Origin of the sequence: Alteromonas mediterranea DE, assembly GCF_000020585.3 — a bacterium.
Classification (GTDB): Bacteria; Pseudomonadota; Gammaproteobacteria; order Enterobacterales; family Alteromonadaceae; genus Alteromonas; species Alteromonas mediterranea.
In genome coordinates, this window is the sequence record NC_011138.3 from 1,877,231 (window position 1) to 1,892,617 (window position 15,387).

General features: G+C 45.9%; 10 protein-coding genes and 1 pseudogene. 7 read left to right on the top strand and 4 right to left on the bottom strand.

The genetic code is table 11. From position 1 onward, the window contains the following. The first annotated feature begins 67 nt into the window (after window positions 1-67). Entirely contained in the window at window positions 68-2,605 is a 2,538-nt protein-coding gene (locus tag MADE_RS08395) for a beta strand repeat-containing protein (RefSeq protein WP_023559638.1), read from the top strand. A 55-nt stretch (window positions 2,606-2,660) separates the two neighbouring features. On the opposite strand, the gene astB is transcribed toward MADE_RS08395, so the two are convergent. Further along, window positions 2,661-4,001: an N-succinylarginine dihydrolase gene (gene astB, locus MADE_RS08400; RefSeq protein WP_023559639.1), complete on the bottom strand. Its 1,341-nt coding sequence runs from the start codon at window positions 3,999-4,001 to the stop codon at window positions 2,661-2,663. Window positions 4,002-4,398: 397 nt separating this feature from the next. Between astB and topA the strand changes: the two genes are divergently transcribed. The 5 genes from topA to fdhD all read left to right on the top strand — a co-directional run bounded on the left by topA (window position 4,399) and on the right by fdhD (window position 10,444). Then, on the top strand, window positions 4,399-7,059 hold the full coding sequence (gene topA, locus MADE_RS08410) for a type I DNA topoisomerase (RefSeq protein ID WP_020744912.1): 2,661 nt from the start codon (window positions 4,399-4,401) through the stop codon (window positions 7,057-7,059). A 136-nt stretch (window positions 7,060-7,195) separates the two neighbouring features. Continuing rightward, a complete protein-coding gene (locus MADE_RS08415; RefSeq protein ID WP_023559640.1) occupies window positions 7,196-7,747 on the top strand; it encodes a DUF2058 domain-containing protein in 552 nt (183 codons plus the stop codon). 364 nt (window positions 7,748-8,111) lie between these two features. Further along, on the top strand, window positions 8,112-8,921 hold the full coding sequence (locus MADE_RS08420) for a leishmanolysin-related zinc metalloendopeptidase (protein WP_023559641.1): 810 nt from the start codon (window positions 8,112-8,114) through the stop codon (window positions 8,919-8,921). A gap of 100 nt (window positions 8,922-9,021) precedes the next feature. After that, complete coding sequence (mobA, locus tag MADE_RS08425) at window positions 9,022-9,648, top strand: molybdenum cofactor guanylyltransferase (protein WP_232363111.1); 627 nt, start codon at window positions 9,022-9,024, stop codon at window positions 9,646-9,648. Further along, the gene (fdhD, locus tag MADE_RS08430; protein WP_012518196.1) at window positions 9,638-10,444 is read left to right on the top strand and encodes a formate dehydrogenase accessory sulfurtransferase FdhD; all 807 of its coding nucleotides are present in this window, start codon (window positions 9,638-9,640) and stop codon (window positions 10,442-10,444) included. Before mobA ends, fdhD begins: the two co-directional genes overlap by 11 nt. Here the strand turns inward: fdhD and MADE_RS08435 are convergent. Then, window positions 10,377-12,716, bottom strand: coding sequence for an FdhF/YdeP family oxidoreductase (locus MADE_RS08435; protein ID WP_023559643.1), 2,340 nt, complete (start codon window positions 12,714-12,716; stop codon window positions 10,377-10,379). The two genes, fdhD and MADE_RS08435, sit on opposite strands and share 68 nt — an antisense overlap. A 384-nt stretch (window positions 12,717-13,100) precedes the next feature. Between MADE_RS08435 and MADE_RS08440 the strand changes: the two genes are divergently transcribed. After that, window positions 13,101-13,556, top strand: a complete 456-nt coding sequence (locus tag MADE_RS08440) for a GNAT family N-acetyltransferase (RefSeq protein ID WP_012518198.1) — start codon at window positions 13,101-13,103, stop codon at window positions 13,554-13,556. A gap of 51 nt (window positions 13,557-13,607) precedes the next feature. Here the strand turns inward: MADE_RS08440 and MADE_RS08445 are convergent. Both MADE_RS08445 and MADE_RS08450 read right to left on the bottom strand, forming a co-directional pair. Beyond that, window positions 13,608-14,063, bottom strand: a pseudogene (locus tag MADE_RS08445) (HAD-IA family hydrolase); the annotation flags it as partial. Between the two features lie 115 nt (window positions 14,064-14,178). Beyond that, window positions 14,179-15,273, bottom strand: coding sequence for a phosphotransferase (locus MADE_RS08450; protein WP_012518200.1), 1,095 nt, complete (start codon window positions 15,271-15,273; stop codon window positions 14,179-14,181). Window positions 15,274-15,387: the final 114 nt, after the last annotated feature.

Below are 15,387 nucleotides of genomic sequence, written 5' to 3' on the forward strand. Positions count from 1 at the left end.
AGATTCAGTTGATTTTTAAACATAAAAAACGACGCAATTGTCAATAAAAGAGGTTCAGGAACGAATTATGTCGACATTAGCGAAAACGCTAAGCCTAATTAGCGCATTATTTATGCTAACAGCATGTGGTGGAGGCGGCTCGTCAGTCTCTCGGGATGACACGGATAACGGAAGCGGAGACGGCGGAACCACACCCTCTTATTCAATTTCCTTATCACTGGAAAACGAAAGTGGAGCAAGCGATAACAATTTATCAGAAGACAACAGCTTGTTCGCTGTCGCGACGGTAACAGATGAAGACGGTAACCCGTACAGCGATGCGTTATTAACATTTACGCTAAGTAACGAAGCGTTAGCCGAGTTTGGCAATGACACAGGTACTGCGCGTACTAATTCAAGTGGGGTGGCTAGGCTGCGCCTAAACGCAAGTACTGCGTCGGGTGATGGTGAAATTACCGCTGCACTTGGAAGTGGCGAAACAGGCACAACGACCTTTTCTGCTACGGCGGTTAGTGGCACAGACCCCACGTCCATTAGCGTTGCATTAACGCTACAAAATGAGAGTGGCGAGGCCGACAATAGCCTTTCTTCGAGTAATTCATTGGTTGCGATGGCAACAGTAACGAACTCGTTAGGTGAGCCACAGGCAGATCTTCTACTTACCTTTTCACTCAGCAACGACGAACTGGCTACGTTTTCTAACGATACTGGCACGGCGTTGACTAATGCTGACGGTGTAGCAACGTTAGGAATGTCGGTGGGTAGTGCTTCTGGCGACGGCGAAGTTACCGCTACCTTAGCTACTGGCGAGACAGATTCCACGACCTTCAGTTCTGAAGGCAGCACCACAGTAAGTGAAGAACCGGCTTCTCTTGAACTTTATGCTAACAATATTCAATTGGCTTCAAGCGGTAGCGATGAAGTAGAGTTGATTGCATTAGTTAAAAACGAACAAAGCGTATTGATGGAAGGGGTTGAAGTGAGCTTTTCAGCCCAAACAGGCGATGGCGTTGAGCTTCAATTAACCCAGCCTGAAACTACGGCTGACGGCACTGCCCGAGCGATACTGACGTCCCAAAACGACAAGTCAAACCGCACTATTACCATTACTGCTGGTGCTGGCAGCCTTTCTCAAACGGTTGAAATCACGATTTCCGGTACGCAAGTGACTATAAACGGTGCATCTTCGGTAATCTTGAACGATAGCGTGGATTATACCATTCGCGTACAAGATTCTGATGGCACGTCTATTCCGAATCAAGACGTGGTACTGACTGCTGCGAACGGCGCGTTAAGCAGCACCTCTGTTAACACGGGGTCAAACGGTCAAGCAACAGTAACGTACACAGCTTCAACCTCAGGTGAAGACACTATTACGGCCTCTGCACTTAATGCAGAAACAACGTTTACGGTGAAGGTACAGCAAGATGAATTTAATTTTGTAAACCTACCAACAGAAGAAGTTCCCCTCAGTCAGTCTCAAACCATTACGGTACAGTGGCGTCAAAACAATACGCCGGTAGTTGGGCAAGACGTAACGTTTAGCGCATCTCGTGGCGTAATTGACGGCAACGCAACAGTACAAACCGATGCAGAAGGACAAGCAAGTATTGATATTAGCGCCAACAATGCTGGCATCTCTTCAATTACAGCGACAGCAAGCGACGGAAGCGGCAATGTGTTGGTTTCAGCACTTACTCAAATTGAGTTTATAGCAACCACGCCAGCTACCATTATTGCTGATGCAACATTAGACAACCTTGGCCCCGATGGGCAAACGAGTACAATTAGCGCCGTTGTTAGGGATGTCAATAACAACTTGGTAAAAAACAGCGTGGTCAACTTTACAGTATCCGATGTGTCAACAGGCTTTGTTTCTCCTTCTCAAGCAACTACGGATAGCAAAGGTATTGCAACTACGGTGTTTACTTCAGGTTCTGTGTCATCTAATGAGGCTGTTATTATTACTGCTTCGATAGCAGATGACGAATCAATTTCTGATGAAGTCGCACTTACCGTTGGGGCGCGAGCTTTTGATATTGTTATTGGGACTGGTAATGAAATAGAAACGCCTTCCACAACGTCATATCTCAAAAAGTTTGCTGTATTTGTATCAGATTCGTCAGGTCGTCCTGTTAGTAACGTTAACCTTACAGCTTCAATAAATCCTGTTAAATACAATGAAGACGGAGTTTATTTGAAAGGTCGCTGGGTTTACAACGATGTAGACTCGATCTGGAACGTTGTAGATGTTTTCCAGTGTGACAACGAGGATGAAAATGACAATGGGATACTCGATGAGGGGGAAGACACAAATGAAGACCAGCAATTAACTCCTGGTATCGTTGGTACTGTAACTCTTTCAAATAATGGAGTAACGGACGAAAATGGTTTTGCTGAGCTTGAATACCGTTACCCTGAAAGCTACGCGGTATGGTATTTTGCTGAAATTACTGTGTTTGGGCAATCAACTGGAAGTGAAGCCCAAGCTTCTATGAAGTATCAATTAGAAATTCTTGCTGATGATATAACCGATGAAGGAAGAAGCCCTCCCGCTAATCCGTTTGGAGCAGGTGAATGTCCCGTAAAAGATCCTGTACCTTAAGTCGGAAATAAAAAAAGCCCGTTATTCTCTCGAGTAACGGGCTTACTAATATCATTTACCCCTGCTGGAACGGGTAAACCGAGCCAATCTTAAGAATTTGCGTAAGCTCATCTAGGGCGGTGCGAGATTCAATTAGCAACTGCGGGTCGCGCAAGTCATCCTCGCGTAATTCATCGCGATAGTGCTTATCTACCCATGTGTTTAAGCGAGCAAACTGAGTGTCGTTAATTAATGTGTTCTGATTAACGGCCTCAAGTTCTTGGTCGTTCATTGCTACGCGCAGGCGTAAGCAAGCCGGGCCGCCACCGTTGCGCATGCTTTGTTTTACGTCAAAATAGTTGACCGACTTAATGGGCGTGCCTAGCGTTACCACTTTGTCTAAGTAGCGTTTAACCGCTTCATTTTCCTGACATTCAGTTGGCGCTATAATGGTCATGTCGCCATTTGGAAGGGTAATGATTTGGGTGTTGAACAAGTATGTTTTAACCGCGTCTAATACCGACACTTCTGACGTTGGAACTTCAATGAAATGAAGCGGCTCACTGCCAAATTTTGCTTGAAGTTCTTTTAAGCCCGCGTCTTTTTGATAAAACGCCTGTTCGTGGAAGAACAACACGTTTTGATTACCTACAGCGATGACGTCGTTATGGAATACGCCTTGGTCTATAACGTTTGGATTCTGCTGCATGTAAACTACGCCATCGTCATCCAGACCATGCAAACGCGCAACGGCTTGGCATGCTTCAAGGGTTTGACGGGCAGGGTACTTTGTTGGCGCAGGCTTACTGGTATCAAAAGCATGACGGCCATAAACAAACAATTCTACGCCAGCTTGTCCATAGTTACTGCAAAGTCGCGTATGATTGGCTGCACCTTCATCGCCAAAATGTTCGTTATCTGGCAGGTGTTGATGGTGAGCGAAGTGTTTTTCATTGGCAAAGGTGCCACGCAGGATATTACCGGTCACTTGTGGTTCGAGCGAACGGTGAAACTTATTCGTCAAGTTTGCAGGGGTAAAGTGAACACGTCCATCGGCAGTATCGGCGCTAGGAGACACAGTGGCAGCATTTGCGGTCCACATGCTACTGGCAGAGCAACAAGCAAGAAAAATCTCGCGAGACTGCTTTGCAGCGCTTTCTAGCACACGTGCATCATTACCGGTGAAGCCAAGGCGACGCAATGCTGCAATATCTGGGCGCTCTTGCGGTGCTAACACACCCTGCATCATACCCATATCAGCTAGGGCCTTCGCTTTAGCCAAGCCTTGTTTAGCTGCCTGTTTAGGGCTACTTACTGCATTGGCGTTGTTCAGGGAAGCCACATTACCGAAAGACAAACCGGCATAATTGTGGGTTGGGCCTACTAGACCGTCAAAGTTAACTTCAAACTGCTTCATACTTTCCCTCATTATTGGTGTTTCCACGCTTGACCTATGTGCTACTTTTATACTTCATATGACGGAAGTGTTTGTCATCGACAGCCATATTTACAATCGGTAGCGCTAAGTTAAACGATGCACTTTTTGAACCTGTAACCATTGTTAGGTTAGGTTGGAATGGCTGGCATTATACGGCTTTTAAGGGCAATGCCAATCGCGCTGGTTGTTTATTGTACAGAATTTGGGTGCGATTAGAGCGAAGTGAAGAATAAGTATGAAGAAGATCTTGTTTTCCATTCACTTTGTAGATATATGTTAAAAAAGAGCGAGTACCCTATATATAGTGCAAGGTTACTCCAAATTTCAGAAATTGACGTAAATAGTCATTTAAAATCAATAGGTTTAGTTCAATTATATGGCAAAATCACTGGTCATAGTCGAGTCACCAGCCAAAGCAAAAACGATAAATAAATATCTTGGTAAAGATTTTATCGTAAAAAGTTCGGTTGGCCATGTGCGAGATCTTCCAACGAAGGCGTTAGGCAAAGTAGAGCCTAAAAAACCGGCTAAAGAACTCAAAACTTTAAGCGAAGAAGCGCGTCAAGAATACCTTCGACGTCATGAATATTTGAAACTTGTAGACAGAATGGGTGTGGATCCAGAGAAAGACTGGAAAGCGCACTACCAAGTATTACAAGGTAAAGAAAAAGTCGTTAACGAGCTTAAAAAATTAGCGAAAGACGCTGACACCATTTATCTCGCAACCGATTTGGATCGCGAGGGAGAGGCCATCGCTTGGCATCTGCAGGAGTTGCTGGGTAAAAAAGATAAAACGTATCAGCGTGTGGTGTTTAATGAAATTACCAAAAACGCGATTCAAGATGCGTTTTCAGACCCAGGTGAGCTAAATATATCTCGTGTCAATGCGCAGCAAGCACGCCGATTCTTAGACCGTGTTGTGGGCTTTATGGTGTCGCCCCTGCTTTGGAAAAAGATTGCCCGAGGCCTATCTGCAGGCCGTGTTCAATCGGTAGCAGTACGCTTAGTGGTGGAGCGCGAGCGAGAAATTAAAGCGTTTGTGCCTGAAGAGTTTTGGGATGTGCACGCCGACCTGACCAGCCAAGAAAAAGCGGCACTACGGATGCTGGTGGCTAAGTATCAAGGCAATGGGTTTAAGCCAAAAAATAAGGCAGAAGCCGACAAAGCGCTGGCTGATTTAGAAAGTGCGAAATACACGGTAGAAAGTCGCGAATCGAAGCCAACGCAAAGCCGCCCATCAGCGCCGTTTATCACGTCTACACTTCAGCAAGCGGCAAGTACGCGACTAGGCTTTGGTGTTAAGAAAACCATGATGATGGCGCAGCGTCTTTATGAAGCGGGTTACATCACTTATATGCGTACCGACTCGACAAATTTGAGTCAAGAAGCGCTAGACAGTGCTCGAGCGTATATTTCCGATAATTTCGGAAACAAGTATTTACCCGATTCTCCAATTCGCTACGGCAGCAAAGAAGGCGCGCAAGAAGCGCACGAGGCGATTCGCCCGTCTAATGTCAATATCGGCGCTGCTAGTTTAGGTGATATGGAACGTGACGCTCAGCGTCTTTACGAGTTGATTTGGCGACAATTTTTGGCCTGTCAAATGACGCCAGCGAAGTACGACGCAACCACCATCAAAGTGGCGGCGGGTGATTACGAGCTAACCGCCAAAGGCCGTGTACTTAAGTTTGACGGTTGGACGCGCGTGCAGCCACAGCTTCGCAAAAAAGGCGATGAAGAATTAATGTTGCCAGATGTGCAGAAAGGCGATGTGCTTGACTTGAAAGCACTTGATCCTAAGCAGCATTTCACAAAACCAGTGGCACGATTTAACGAAGCGTCTTTGGTAAAAGAGCTGGAAAAACGCGGTATTGGCCGCCCGTCTACCTACGCGAGTATTATCTCAACCATTCAAGACCGCGGCTATGTACGTTTAGAGAACAAGCGTTTTTATGCCGAGAAAATGGGTGAGATCGTTAACGATCGTCTAATGGAAAACTTCGACGACTTAATGAGCTACGACTTTACGGCCAACATGGAGCAACATCTCGATGATATTGCTGAAGGCAACAAAGACTGGAAAGACGTACTCAATGAATTCTACAGTGGGTTTTACGGTAAGCTTCTAAACGCAGAGAAAGACCCTGAAGAAGGCGGTATGCGCCTAAATCAGGCGATACCAGCGGGTATTGAGTGCGACAAATGCGGCCGTGAAATGAACGTAAGAACCGCGTCAACGGGTGTATTCTTAGGTTGTTCTGGGTATAACTTGCCGCCTAAAGAGCGCTGCACGAATACTATGAACTTAACGCCTGGCGATGAAGTCGTTAAGGTAGATGACGAAGAAGAGCTTGAAACCGAAGCCCTCCGTTCTAAAAAGCGTTGCCCTAAATGTGGTACCGCCATGGACAGTTACTTGGTAGATGAAACCCGTAAGCTACACGTTTGTGGAAATACACCTACCTGTGATGGTACCTTGGTTGAAGCGGGTACCTTTAAGATTAAAGGCTACGACGGCCCGATTATCGAATGCGATAAGTGCGGCAGCGATATGGAGCTTAAAAACGGTCGATTCGGTAAATACTTTGGCTGTACCAACGAAGAGTGTAAGAATACCCGTAAGCTTTTACGAAACGGCGAAGCTGCACCACCTAAAGAAGACCCAGTAGATTTACCTGAGCTACCGTGTGAAAAATCTGATGCTCACTTTATGCTACGTGACGGTGCGTCGGGCATCTTCTTAGCGGCCCACAACTTCCCTAAATCGCGTGAAACTCGTGCACCGAAAGTGGAAGAACTGGCACGCTTTAGAGATAGAATTTCGCCGAAATTCTATTATCTTGCAGATGCGCCGAAAACCGATCCTGACGGAAATCCTGCAATAGTTCGCTACAGTAGAAAGACAAAGCAGCAGTATGTGATGTCGGAAAATGAAAACGGCAAAGCGACGGGCTGGTCTGCATGGTACGACGATGGCAAGTGGCAAGAGCAAGCGGCTAAAAAGCCGGCTGCCAAGTCGAAAGCTAAGAAAAAATAATTCAAAGCTAATACAATACTGTGAAGCGTAAAAAAATAAGCCCGAATTTATTCGGGCTTATTACTTCTTGAATATTTGTTAGGTCTTGCAACATACTTTATGCAAGGCTAATTACTACATAAATAGAGAGTGAGTTATGGCCTCTTTACAAGATCAACTTTTAAAAGCCGGATTGGCTGACAAAGCGACTGCTAAACAAGCACGCGCAGATAAACGCAAAAAACAAAAACAGAAAAATAAGCAAAAGCAGCCTGTGGTAGATGAAGCAGCATTAGCGGCGCAGCAAGCGGCTGAAGAGAAAAAAGCGCGCTCTCGAGAGCTTAATCAGCTTCAACAACAGGAAAGGGAAAGACGCTCGATAGCCGCACAAGTAAGACAACTTATTACCGTAAACAAGCAGCCACGTAAGGGCGAAACCTTGCTTAATTTTACCCACGACAACGTAGTAAAACGCATGTACGTGAGTGAAGAAATACACAAGCAGGTGACGAAAGGTCGCCTAACCGTGGTTATGCTAGACGATGCGTACGAACTGGTTCCCACTCCGGTTGCAGACAAAATAGCTCAGCGCGATGAAGCGTCTGTTATTTATCGCGCCGACTTAGATAAAAGTGGTAGCGACGGCAAAGACGAAGCTGAAGACGATTGGTATGCCGATTACGAAATTCCAGACGATTTGACCTGGTAGCCCTTCTAAACTCACCACCTTATGGTTGTTAGGCAGTCAGGTGGTGGGTAATCTTACCTAGTATTTATCTAACCAAATTAAATTTTAATGTATTGCTACTCGCACGGCGTTTTTGATTGAGCGTGCTTAATACCATCAAGTTTGAAACCATTGTGTTAATAACGATATCTTGATGGTAACGCTTTATACTTATTAATCTTTCTTGCGAGAATACTTTTAGAATCCTCATTTTTGCCGCTACATAAATTACTAAAGATAACGTCGTTCTTTTGATTTCTAGACTATATTTGGTAGGGCGTATTCGTATTGCTCACCGTTATAAGCGGTATTGCACGTGGTTGTTAAAATTTGGAGGGAAACCATCATGGGTTTACCTAAGTTGGTTTTAGTAGTTGTTTCACTGTGTCTGTCACTTCCTACACAAGCAGGGCTTTTTAAAATTTCTATTAATGATCTTGGGGGCTTAACACCTTCACAATCCAGCATCTTTGATGATGCAATCGCGTATTGGGAATCATATTTAATAGGCGTTCAAAGCTCTTTTGACCATAGTATTATTATAGAGGCAAGTGGAGCGCCGATTGATGGTACAGGCGGGGTGTTAGGTAATGCTGGACCTTCTAGTATTACTCAGCTTTCCGACAGTACTTATGTTTATGCGAATAAAGGTCGCATGCGCTTTGATACGGCAGACCTTAATAACATGGAAAATAACGGCACACTTTTCGATGTTATTGTGCACGAAATGGCTCATGTTATCGGGTTTGGCATTCTGTGGACGACTGATTTTTTTATCGCAGGGAGCCAGTCTAATTACGTCAATGGCACAGGGCGCTACACTGGAGAATACGCTTTGGAAATCTACCGCCGTGAGTTTGTCGAAGACGCCACCTTTATTCCTGTAGAGCTGGGCGGAGGCGCAGGTACTGCTAACAGTCATTGGGATGAGCCTTGGCCTGGTGGTTCGTCGGACTTAATGACAGGGTATTTAGGGCCTTACCCGATTACACTAAGCGACACCACTGTTGCGTCGTTTGCTGATATTGGTTATTTGACTACTGTTACTCATGCGGTTGATGGGGCTGCTACGGTATGGCTGTTTCTACTTTCATTCGGGTTAGTACTAAGAAAAAAGCCTCTACGAACTAGTGCGCGCCTTCTGCAATCTGTGTAACCTAATCAAGGCCTAGCTTTCTATTGCTAAGCAGTGTTTTGAATTTTTAGAATAAATAATGAGGGTAAGCTTGATAAGAGAGAAACATAAAGTGGATAAAGTGAATAAAACTCTTATCGGACTCGTGTTAGCGGGTGGCCAATCGCGCAGAATGGGACAAGATAAAGCCCTTATGCGTTATCAGGGAAGCACGCTTATTGAGAGAGCGTCATCGCTATTAAAGGCTGCAGGGTGTGATGAGGTATTAATCAGCCGTAATGCGCCAAATTTTTTAAATGATAAAATTGATGATGCAGGTCCACTGGGTGGTGTGCATGCAGCACTGGATGTTTTATGTAATTCAAATGCGGGCAAAGGTAGCGCTATTGAATTGCTTGTCCTTCCCGTGGATATGCCCCAGATGACGCCTCAGCTTTTGAAAACGCTAGTATCAGCAGGGCGGGAAGCCCAGCGGTCGGTTTATGTGAAAAACCGCTTTTTGCCTTTTTACTTGTCTGTTATGCACAATACTAACGCCATGCTAACGCACTACTTGGTCGAACAAAACGAGCGACGTGTAGTGGGATTCTTAGAAAGCCTAGAAGCCATTGCTCTTGAAGAAGCTAATCTTGCACGCCCAAAAAGGGTAAATGGCGTGCAAGAAAAACAGAACGAAAAAATAACCCGTATGGATGAGGCACAATGGCTTAATGTTAATACGCCAGGTGATTGGCCTGATGACATATAACGCCGAACACCACGCATTAGTTTTAGATGGAACACCTGAAACTCAACGTTTTACTCTTGCTGAAGAGGTCGCATTAAGCATTAGTTACAACGGTATCAACTATGCAGTAATGCTTGTTACGCCCAAAGACATTGAAGACTTTATTATTGGCTTCAGTTTAAGTAACGACATTATTGAGCACCCCCGCCAGCTTTATGGTATTGAGTTGACATACCACAAAGAGCACATTAATGCTGAAGTGGATATTGCTAACCAGGCTTTTTGGAAGTTAAAAGAAAATAAACGGCAATTGGCAGGTGCATCGGGCTGTGGGCTTTGTGGTGTCGAAGCGCTGGATAACGCTTTGCCTCAACTCCAACCCGTAGATCCATTGCCTCTACCAGAAGCAAGCTGGTTTGAAGGGTTGCGAGACCTAATTTCGCAAGCGCAAGCATTAGCGCAGCAAAGTGGGGCAGTGCACGGCGCGCTCTATATTGATGCCGAGCGCAATGTACTTGCGTGTCGTGAAGATATAGGAAGGCATAACGCTTTTGATAAGTTAATTGGGGCAATTGCGGCTAATAAACTTTATCAGAAGGATTGCCTTGTAGTGCTAACCAGTCGCTGTAGCTTAGAACTCGTGCAAAAAGCGATAAGAGCAAAATTACCTTTGCTTGTAACCCTTTCAGCACCTACGGCATTATCAGTTAAGTGGGCCAACCGCTATGGCGTATCCCTTATCCACGTGCCTAAATATGACTCACCGAGAGCGTATTCACCACAATTCCTCCATCCGACTCGGACTTTGAAAGTTTGATCGCAATAAATTTTGACGTTGGTGTGAAGGTTCCGTCACCATAACTTTCTAATGGTACCAGCGGGTTGGTTTCCGGGTAATAGGCCGCGGCTTGTCCTTGGGGTATATCATAAGCCACCAACATAAATTGCTTTATCTGACGGGTTCTTCCGTCATTCCATAAAGACGTAATGTCTACTTTATCCCCGTCATTGAAGCCCAGTTTTCGAATATCGCTCTCATTGACGAACAAGACATCTCTAGCGCCAAACACATTTCTGTAACGGTCATCCATGCCATAGATGGTAGTGTTGTACTGATCGTGCGAGCGCAATGTCTGTAAGATTAAGTCTGGTTTTTCGCCACGAGCGACTACATCATCGTTTAATAGCGAGTTTGGCAGTGTATTGGCTGCAAATTCCGCTTTACCCGATGGTGTTAGCCACCGTCTTTCGCTCGCCGCATTGCCTAGATGAAAGCCCCCGGGGTTCGCCACTTTGCTATTAAAGTTTTTAAAGCCCTCAATGGTATCGGCAATTAGGTCGCGTATATTGTCGTAATTACTGACTACATGATCCCAGTCTACAGGCGTATTGCCTAACGTGGCTTTTGCGATACCCGCAATGATAGCCGGTTCCGAGCGAAGTTCAGGTGAGCTCGGCGGTAGTTGTCCATAGGATAGGTGGACCATTGAAAAGGTATCTTCAACGGTAACACCTTGCTGTCCGCTAGCCTGCATGTCGACTTCAGTTCTACCCAAACAGGGTAGAATAAGCGCATCTTTGCCCGTCGTTAAGTGAGAACGGTTTAATTTAGTGGCGATATGCACAGTTAAATCGCATTTTGATAATGCGGCGTGGGTGCGCGGCGTATCCGGTGTGGCTTGTGCGAAATTACCACCTAAGCCAATGAAGACTTTGGCATCGCCACGTTCCATGGCCTGAATGGCTTGAATAGTGTTGTGACCTCTCTCTCGTGGTACCACAAAGTTAAACTTGTTTTCCAGCGCGTCGAGTAACGCTTTAGGCGGCACTTCGTTAATACCCACGGTTCTGTCACCCTGAACGTTACTATGGCCTCGAACAGGCGACAGACCGGCGCCAGGCTTGCCAACATTGCCTCGCAATAGCTGCACATTCACGATTTCTTGAACCGTAGCAACAGAGTGTTTGTGCTGGGTAATTCCCATAGCCCAGCACATGATTACCCGTTCTCCGCGCTTGTACATAGTTGCCGCGTGGCGGATGTCTTCTTTCGATAAACCACTCTGCGCTTCAATATGCTCCCAGCTGGTCGCTTCAACAGCAGTTAAATAGTCATCCATGCCATTCGTATGTGCATTGATAAAGTCGTGGTCGAATACGGGAGGGGCATTGTTCGCTTTTGCTTCCTGCTCCCAGGCTAACAGCCATTTAGCTATGCCGCGCATGACTGCCATGTCGCCACCAAGGGCAGGCCTGAAGTAAGCGGTATTGGTTGGCGTTGAACCATTGGTGAGCATTTCAATAGGGTGCTGAGGGTGTTGGAACTTTTCTAGCCCCCGCTCTTTTAGCGGGTTTAAGCAAACGACTTGGGCGCCTCTTCGCACCGCATCGCGCAGTGGCTCTAACATGCGCGGGTGGTTAGTGCCCGGGTTTTGTCCAATAACAAAGATGGTATCTGCCTTTTCGAAATCATCGAACGTGACTGTACCTTTGCCTACGCCTATGGTGGGCTTCATTCCTTGACCCGATGCTTCGTGGCACATGTTTGAGCAGTCTGGGAAGTTATTGGTGCCAAATGCGCGAACGAATAATTGATAAAGATAAGCTGCTTCATTGCTAGCGCGCCCTGACGTATAGAACTCTGCCTGATGCGGAGAGCTCAGCCCGTTCAGGTGTTGAGCGATTAGGCCAAACGCGTCATCCCAGTTGATGGCTTCATATCGGTCGGTTTGGTTATTGTAACGGACCGGGTGGGTTAGCCTGCCTTGAGACTCGAGCCAGTAGTCAGTGTGTTTTTTCAACGCACTCACCGTATAGTCAGCGAAAAATTCCGGGCCTACGTAGCGACCGGTTGACTCCCAATTTACGGCTTTCGCCCCGTTTTCACAAAACTTGACTAAACCGCTTTCTGGCGACTCACCCCATGCACAACCCGGACAGTCGAAGCCTTTATCTTGATTGGTTTTTAGCATGGCCCGAAGGTTTTTGAGCGGCTTTTCACTCTGGAGCCAACTTTGGGTTACGCTTTTTAATGCACCCCATCCGCCAGCAGGGTTGCCGTATTGCTTAATATTCCGTTTATCGCTCATACTCTTCGGTGGACCTGTCGTTTAGTCAATACATAGTGTAGATACACATTAATGATTCAAACGGATGAAAGCTATAGCCTAAAACTCTGAATTCGATTAAACGAGGATCTATACGGATATATTGCGAGGCTATTTAAAAGTTAAAATTTTTATCGCCTAACTAAACTAGCACGTTGCCAAAAATAACGATTTAAATTTCACTGCCCTAATAAAAAAGAGACGTGAATGTATGTTCCCGCTCAATGTATTTGTTTACTATGTACAAAAAGCGTTGCTTAGCGTTCGTTGAAAAATCAGATGAAAGGTTAGTGCATCAAAGGCTAAGCAGTAGTTGTATGAACGCAGCACATAAGCGTTTTAAAGATAATATTCCATTGAGGTAACATGGTTTCTTGGCAGTCTCTTACATTTAATGAACTCACTACTCATCAACTCTTCGACCTACTTAAGCTACGCGTCGATGTCTTTGTTGTTGAGCAAAACTGCCCCTATCCGGAACTTGATGAAAAAGACCGTCATTCGCAAACCCATCACTTAATGGGCTTTGAAAATAATCAACTAGTGGCGTGTGCGCGGTTACTTGGCGAAGGCGTAAGTTATCCATCGGTAAGTATTGGCCGCGTGGCGACCAGTGAAGCCTTTCGGGGGAAAGGAGCGGGTAAGGCCCTTATGTGCGAAGCTATTAAGCACTGTGAGGCGCTATGGCCGGGCTGTGATATTGAAATTGGCGCGCAAGAGTATTTAAGACGCTTTTACGAGAGCTTTGGATTCAAAGCCACATCGACGATGTACTTGGAAGACGGTATTCCCCATATTGATATGAAAAGGGCAGGGGCATAAACCCCTGGCTTTATCTAGCTAGACTGGTCGGTATGTCGATGTTCTAACGATTTATTGGGCATCAGGCAGTTGAGTTACCAGTTCATCTAAACCACCTACAACGGTATCTGGTGCAATTGCCAATGGATAAAGCACTTTACCCGGGCGAGCGATAAACGCAGCTTGCCAGCCGGCCTGTTTAGCGCCAGCAATATCCCAACCATGAGCCGCGACTAACATAGCGTCTTCTGCTGCTATGCCCATTTTTTCAATAGCCCACTCATAGGTACGTGTATCGGGCTTGTACAAGTTAATGTCTTCAACGCTAAGTCGCTCGTCGAAGTAAGACAGTAGGTCTGCATTTTTAAACTGGGTATACACGCCTTCATTAGAAGAGTTGGTAAGGCTTACCAGTTTATAGCCCTTGTCTTTTAGGGCCTGCAAGCCATCGCGTACGTCTGGGTGTGGGGGAAGGCTACGTAGCGGTGTGACAATAGCCGTTTTAGCCTGCTCTTTGGTTAATTCGATACCTTCAATTTATTTGTATTCCACTTGACCTAGATAGGAGGGAGCACGAGAGGTTTTCAAAACAAGGGATGCTATACATGTTTCTTGTTATTATAGGTAGAGTGATTGAGGTGAACTACGTATTTGCGAGTGCAGATAATGCAATATCTGTCTGATACTGAAGTTCCTCATCAATCTTCCAGTGCGTTGGGCTCCACCCTGATAAAAAGCGATAGAAATCGGCGCAGGCGAACGGGTATAAGGTTTTCCATTCTTCTATAACGTGCTTGATATCATCACGGTCGAAAGAGCAAAGGGTATCGTTTGTCGATAAGCGAGTATTTAGCGCGCTTTCAAGCGCACCGAAATACGTGCCTAGCAAAGCGTCACGGTGTGTTATTTGCGCTTGGGTAGGGAGGGCACTTCCTAAGAAGTAAGCGACGTCTTTTACGCCTATGCCATGGCCGACATATTGGAAATCAACGGCGGCGCAAGCGGCGTAGTCTGGAGTAAAGCAAAAGTTCGCTACTTTTGCATCGCCGTGAATTACGGTTTGATAGCGTGCGTTGGCAAGCCGGTTAGCTATGGCCCTAGCACTTTGCTTAAGTCGGCTATCAGGCATTGCCTGATATTCTTCTTCTCTTGTTGCTAGGTGCCAATAGGAGCCTTCATGCCATAGCAACACTCGCTTTTTATTTTCCTCGAACTTTATGTTCAAAAAGCGCGCATGGAAATGGGCTAGCCACTTTAAAACGGTTTTGGCGCTTTCTACTGAAAGTGACATTGTCGTGTGGGTATAACCGCTTTGGGCGAGGTCTTCCATAACAAGCAATGTTGAATCGCCTTTTTGGTCATCAGCTACGCAAGTGGCGGTGCGACACGTGTCATCGGTGAGCGTCTGTAATGCACTATAAAAGCTATTTTCCACACGAAATGAGTGGCGTTTGCGCTCATCACTGGCCTGTCCATTCCAACCTTTGGGGTGAGCAAGGGTATCAGGGGGTGTGGCGCATTTTACCACTACATGCCTAATACCGTTGTCTCCTGGCACTTTAATGTGATGATTGCCGGCGACGTTTTTAAGCTTGGCAGCTGAATTCGTCGCTAGTTGGGCCCTAAAGCATGCGCCGTAGCCACTCCATAGGGGCTGGATCATGCTGGTGTTTATCACATCGCAGCCACTTACGTCGCTTAACCACCGAACAAACGCTTCGCTTACCACTTCGCTCATTACACGCCTTAAGAAGTAAATTAAAAAATCAACTTTCCAAAATAATTTAGCTAATGAAAAAGCCGCTCGAAAGCGGCTTTTAATGCATTTTACTAATTGAACGCTAACAAACTG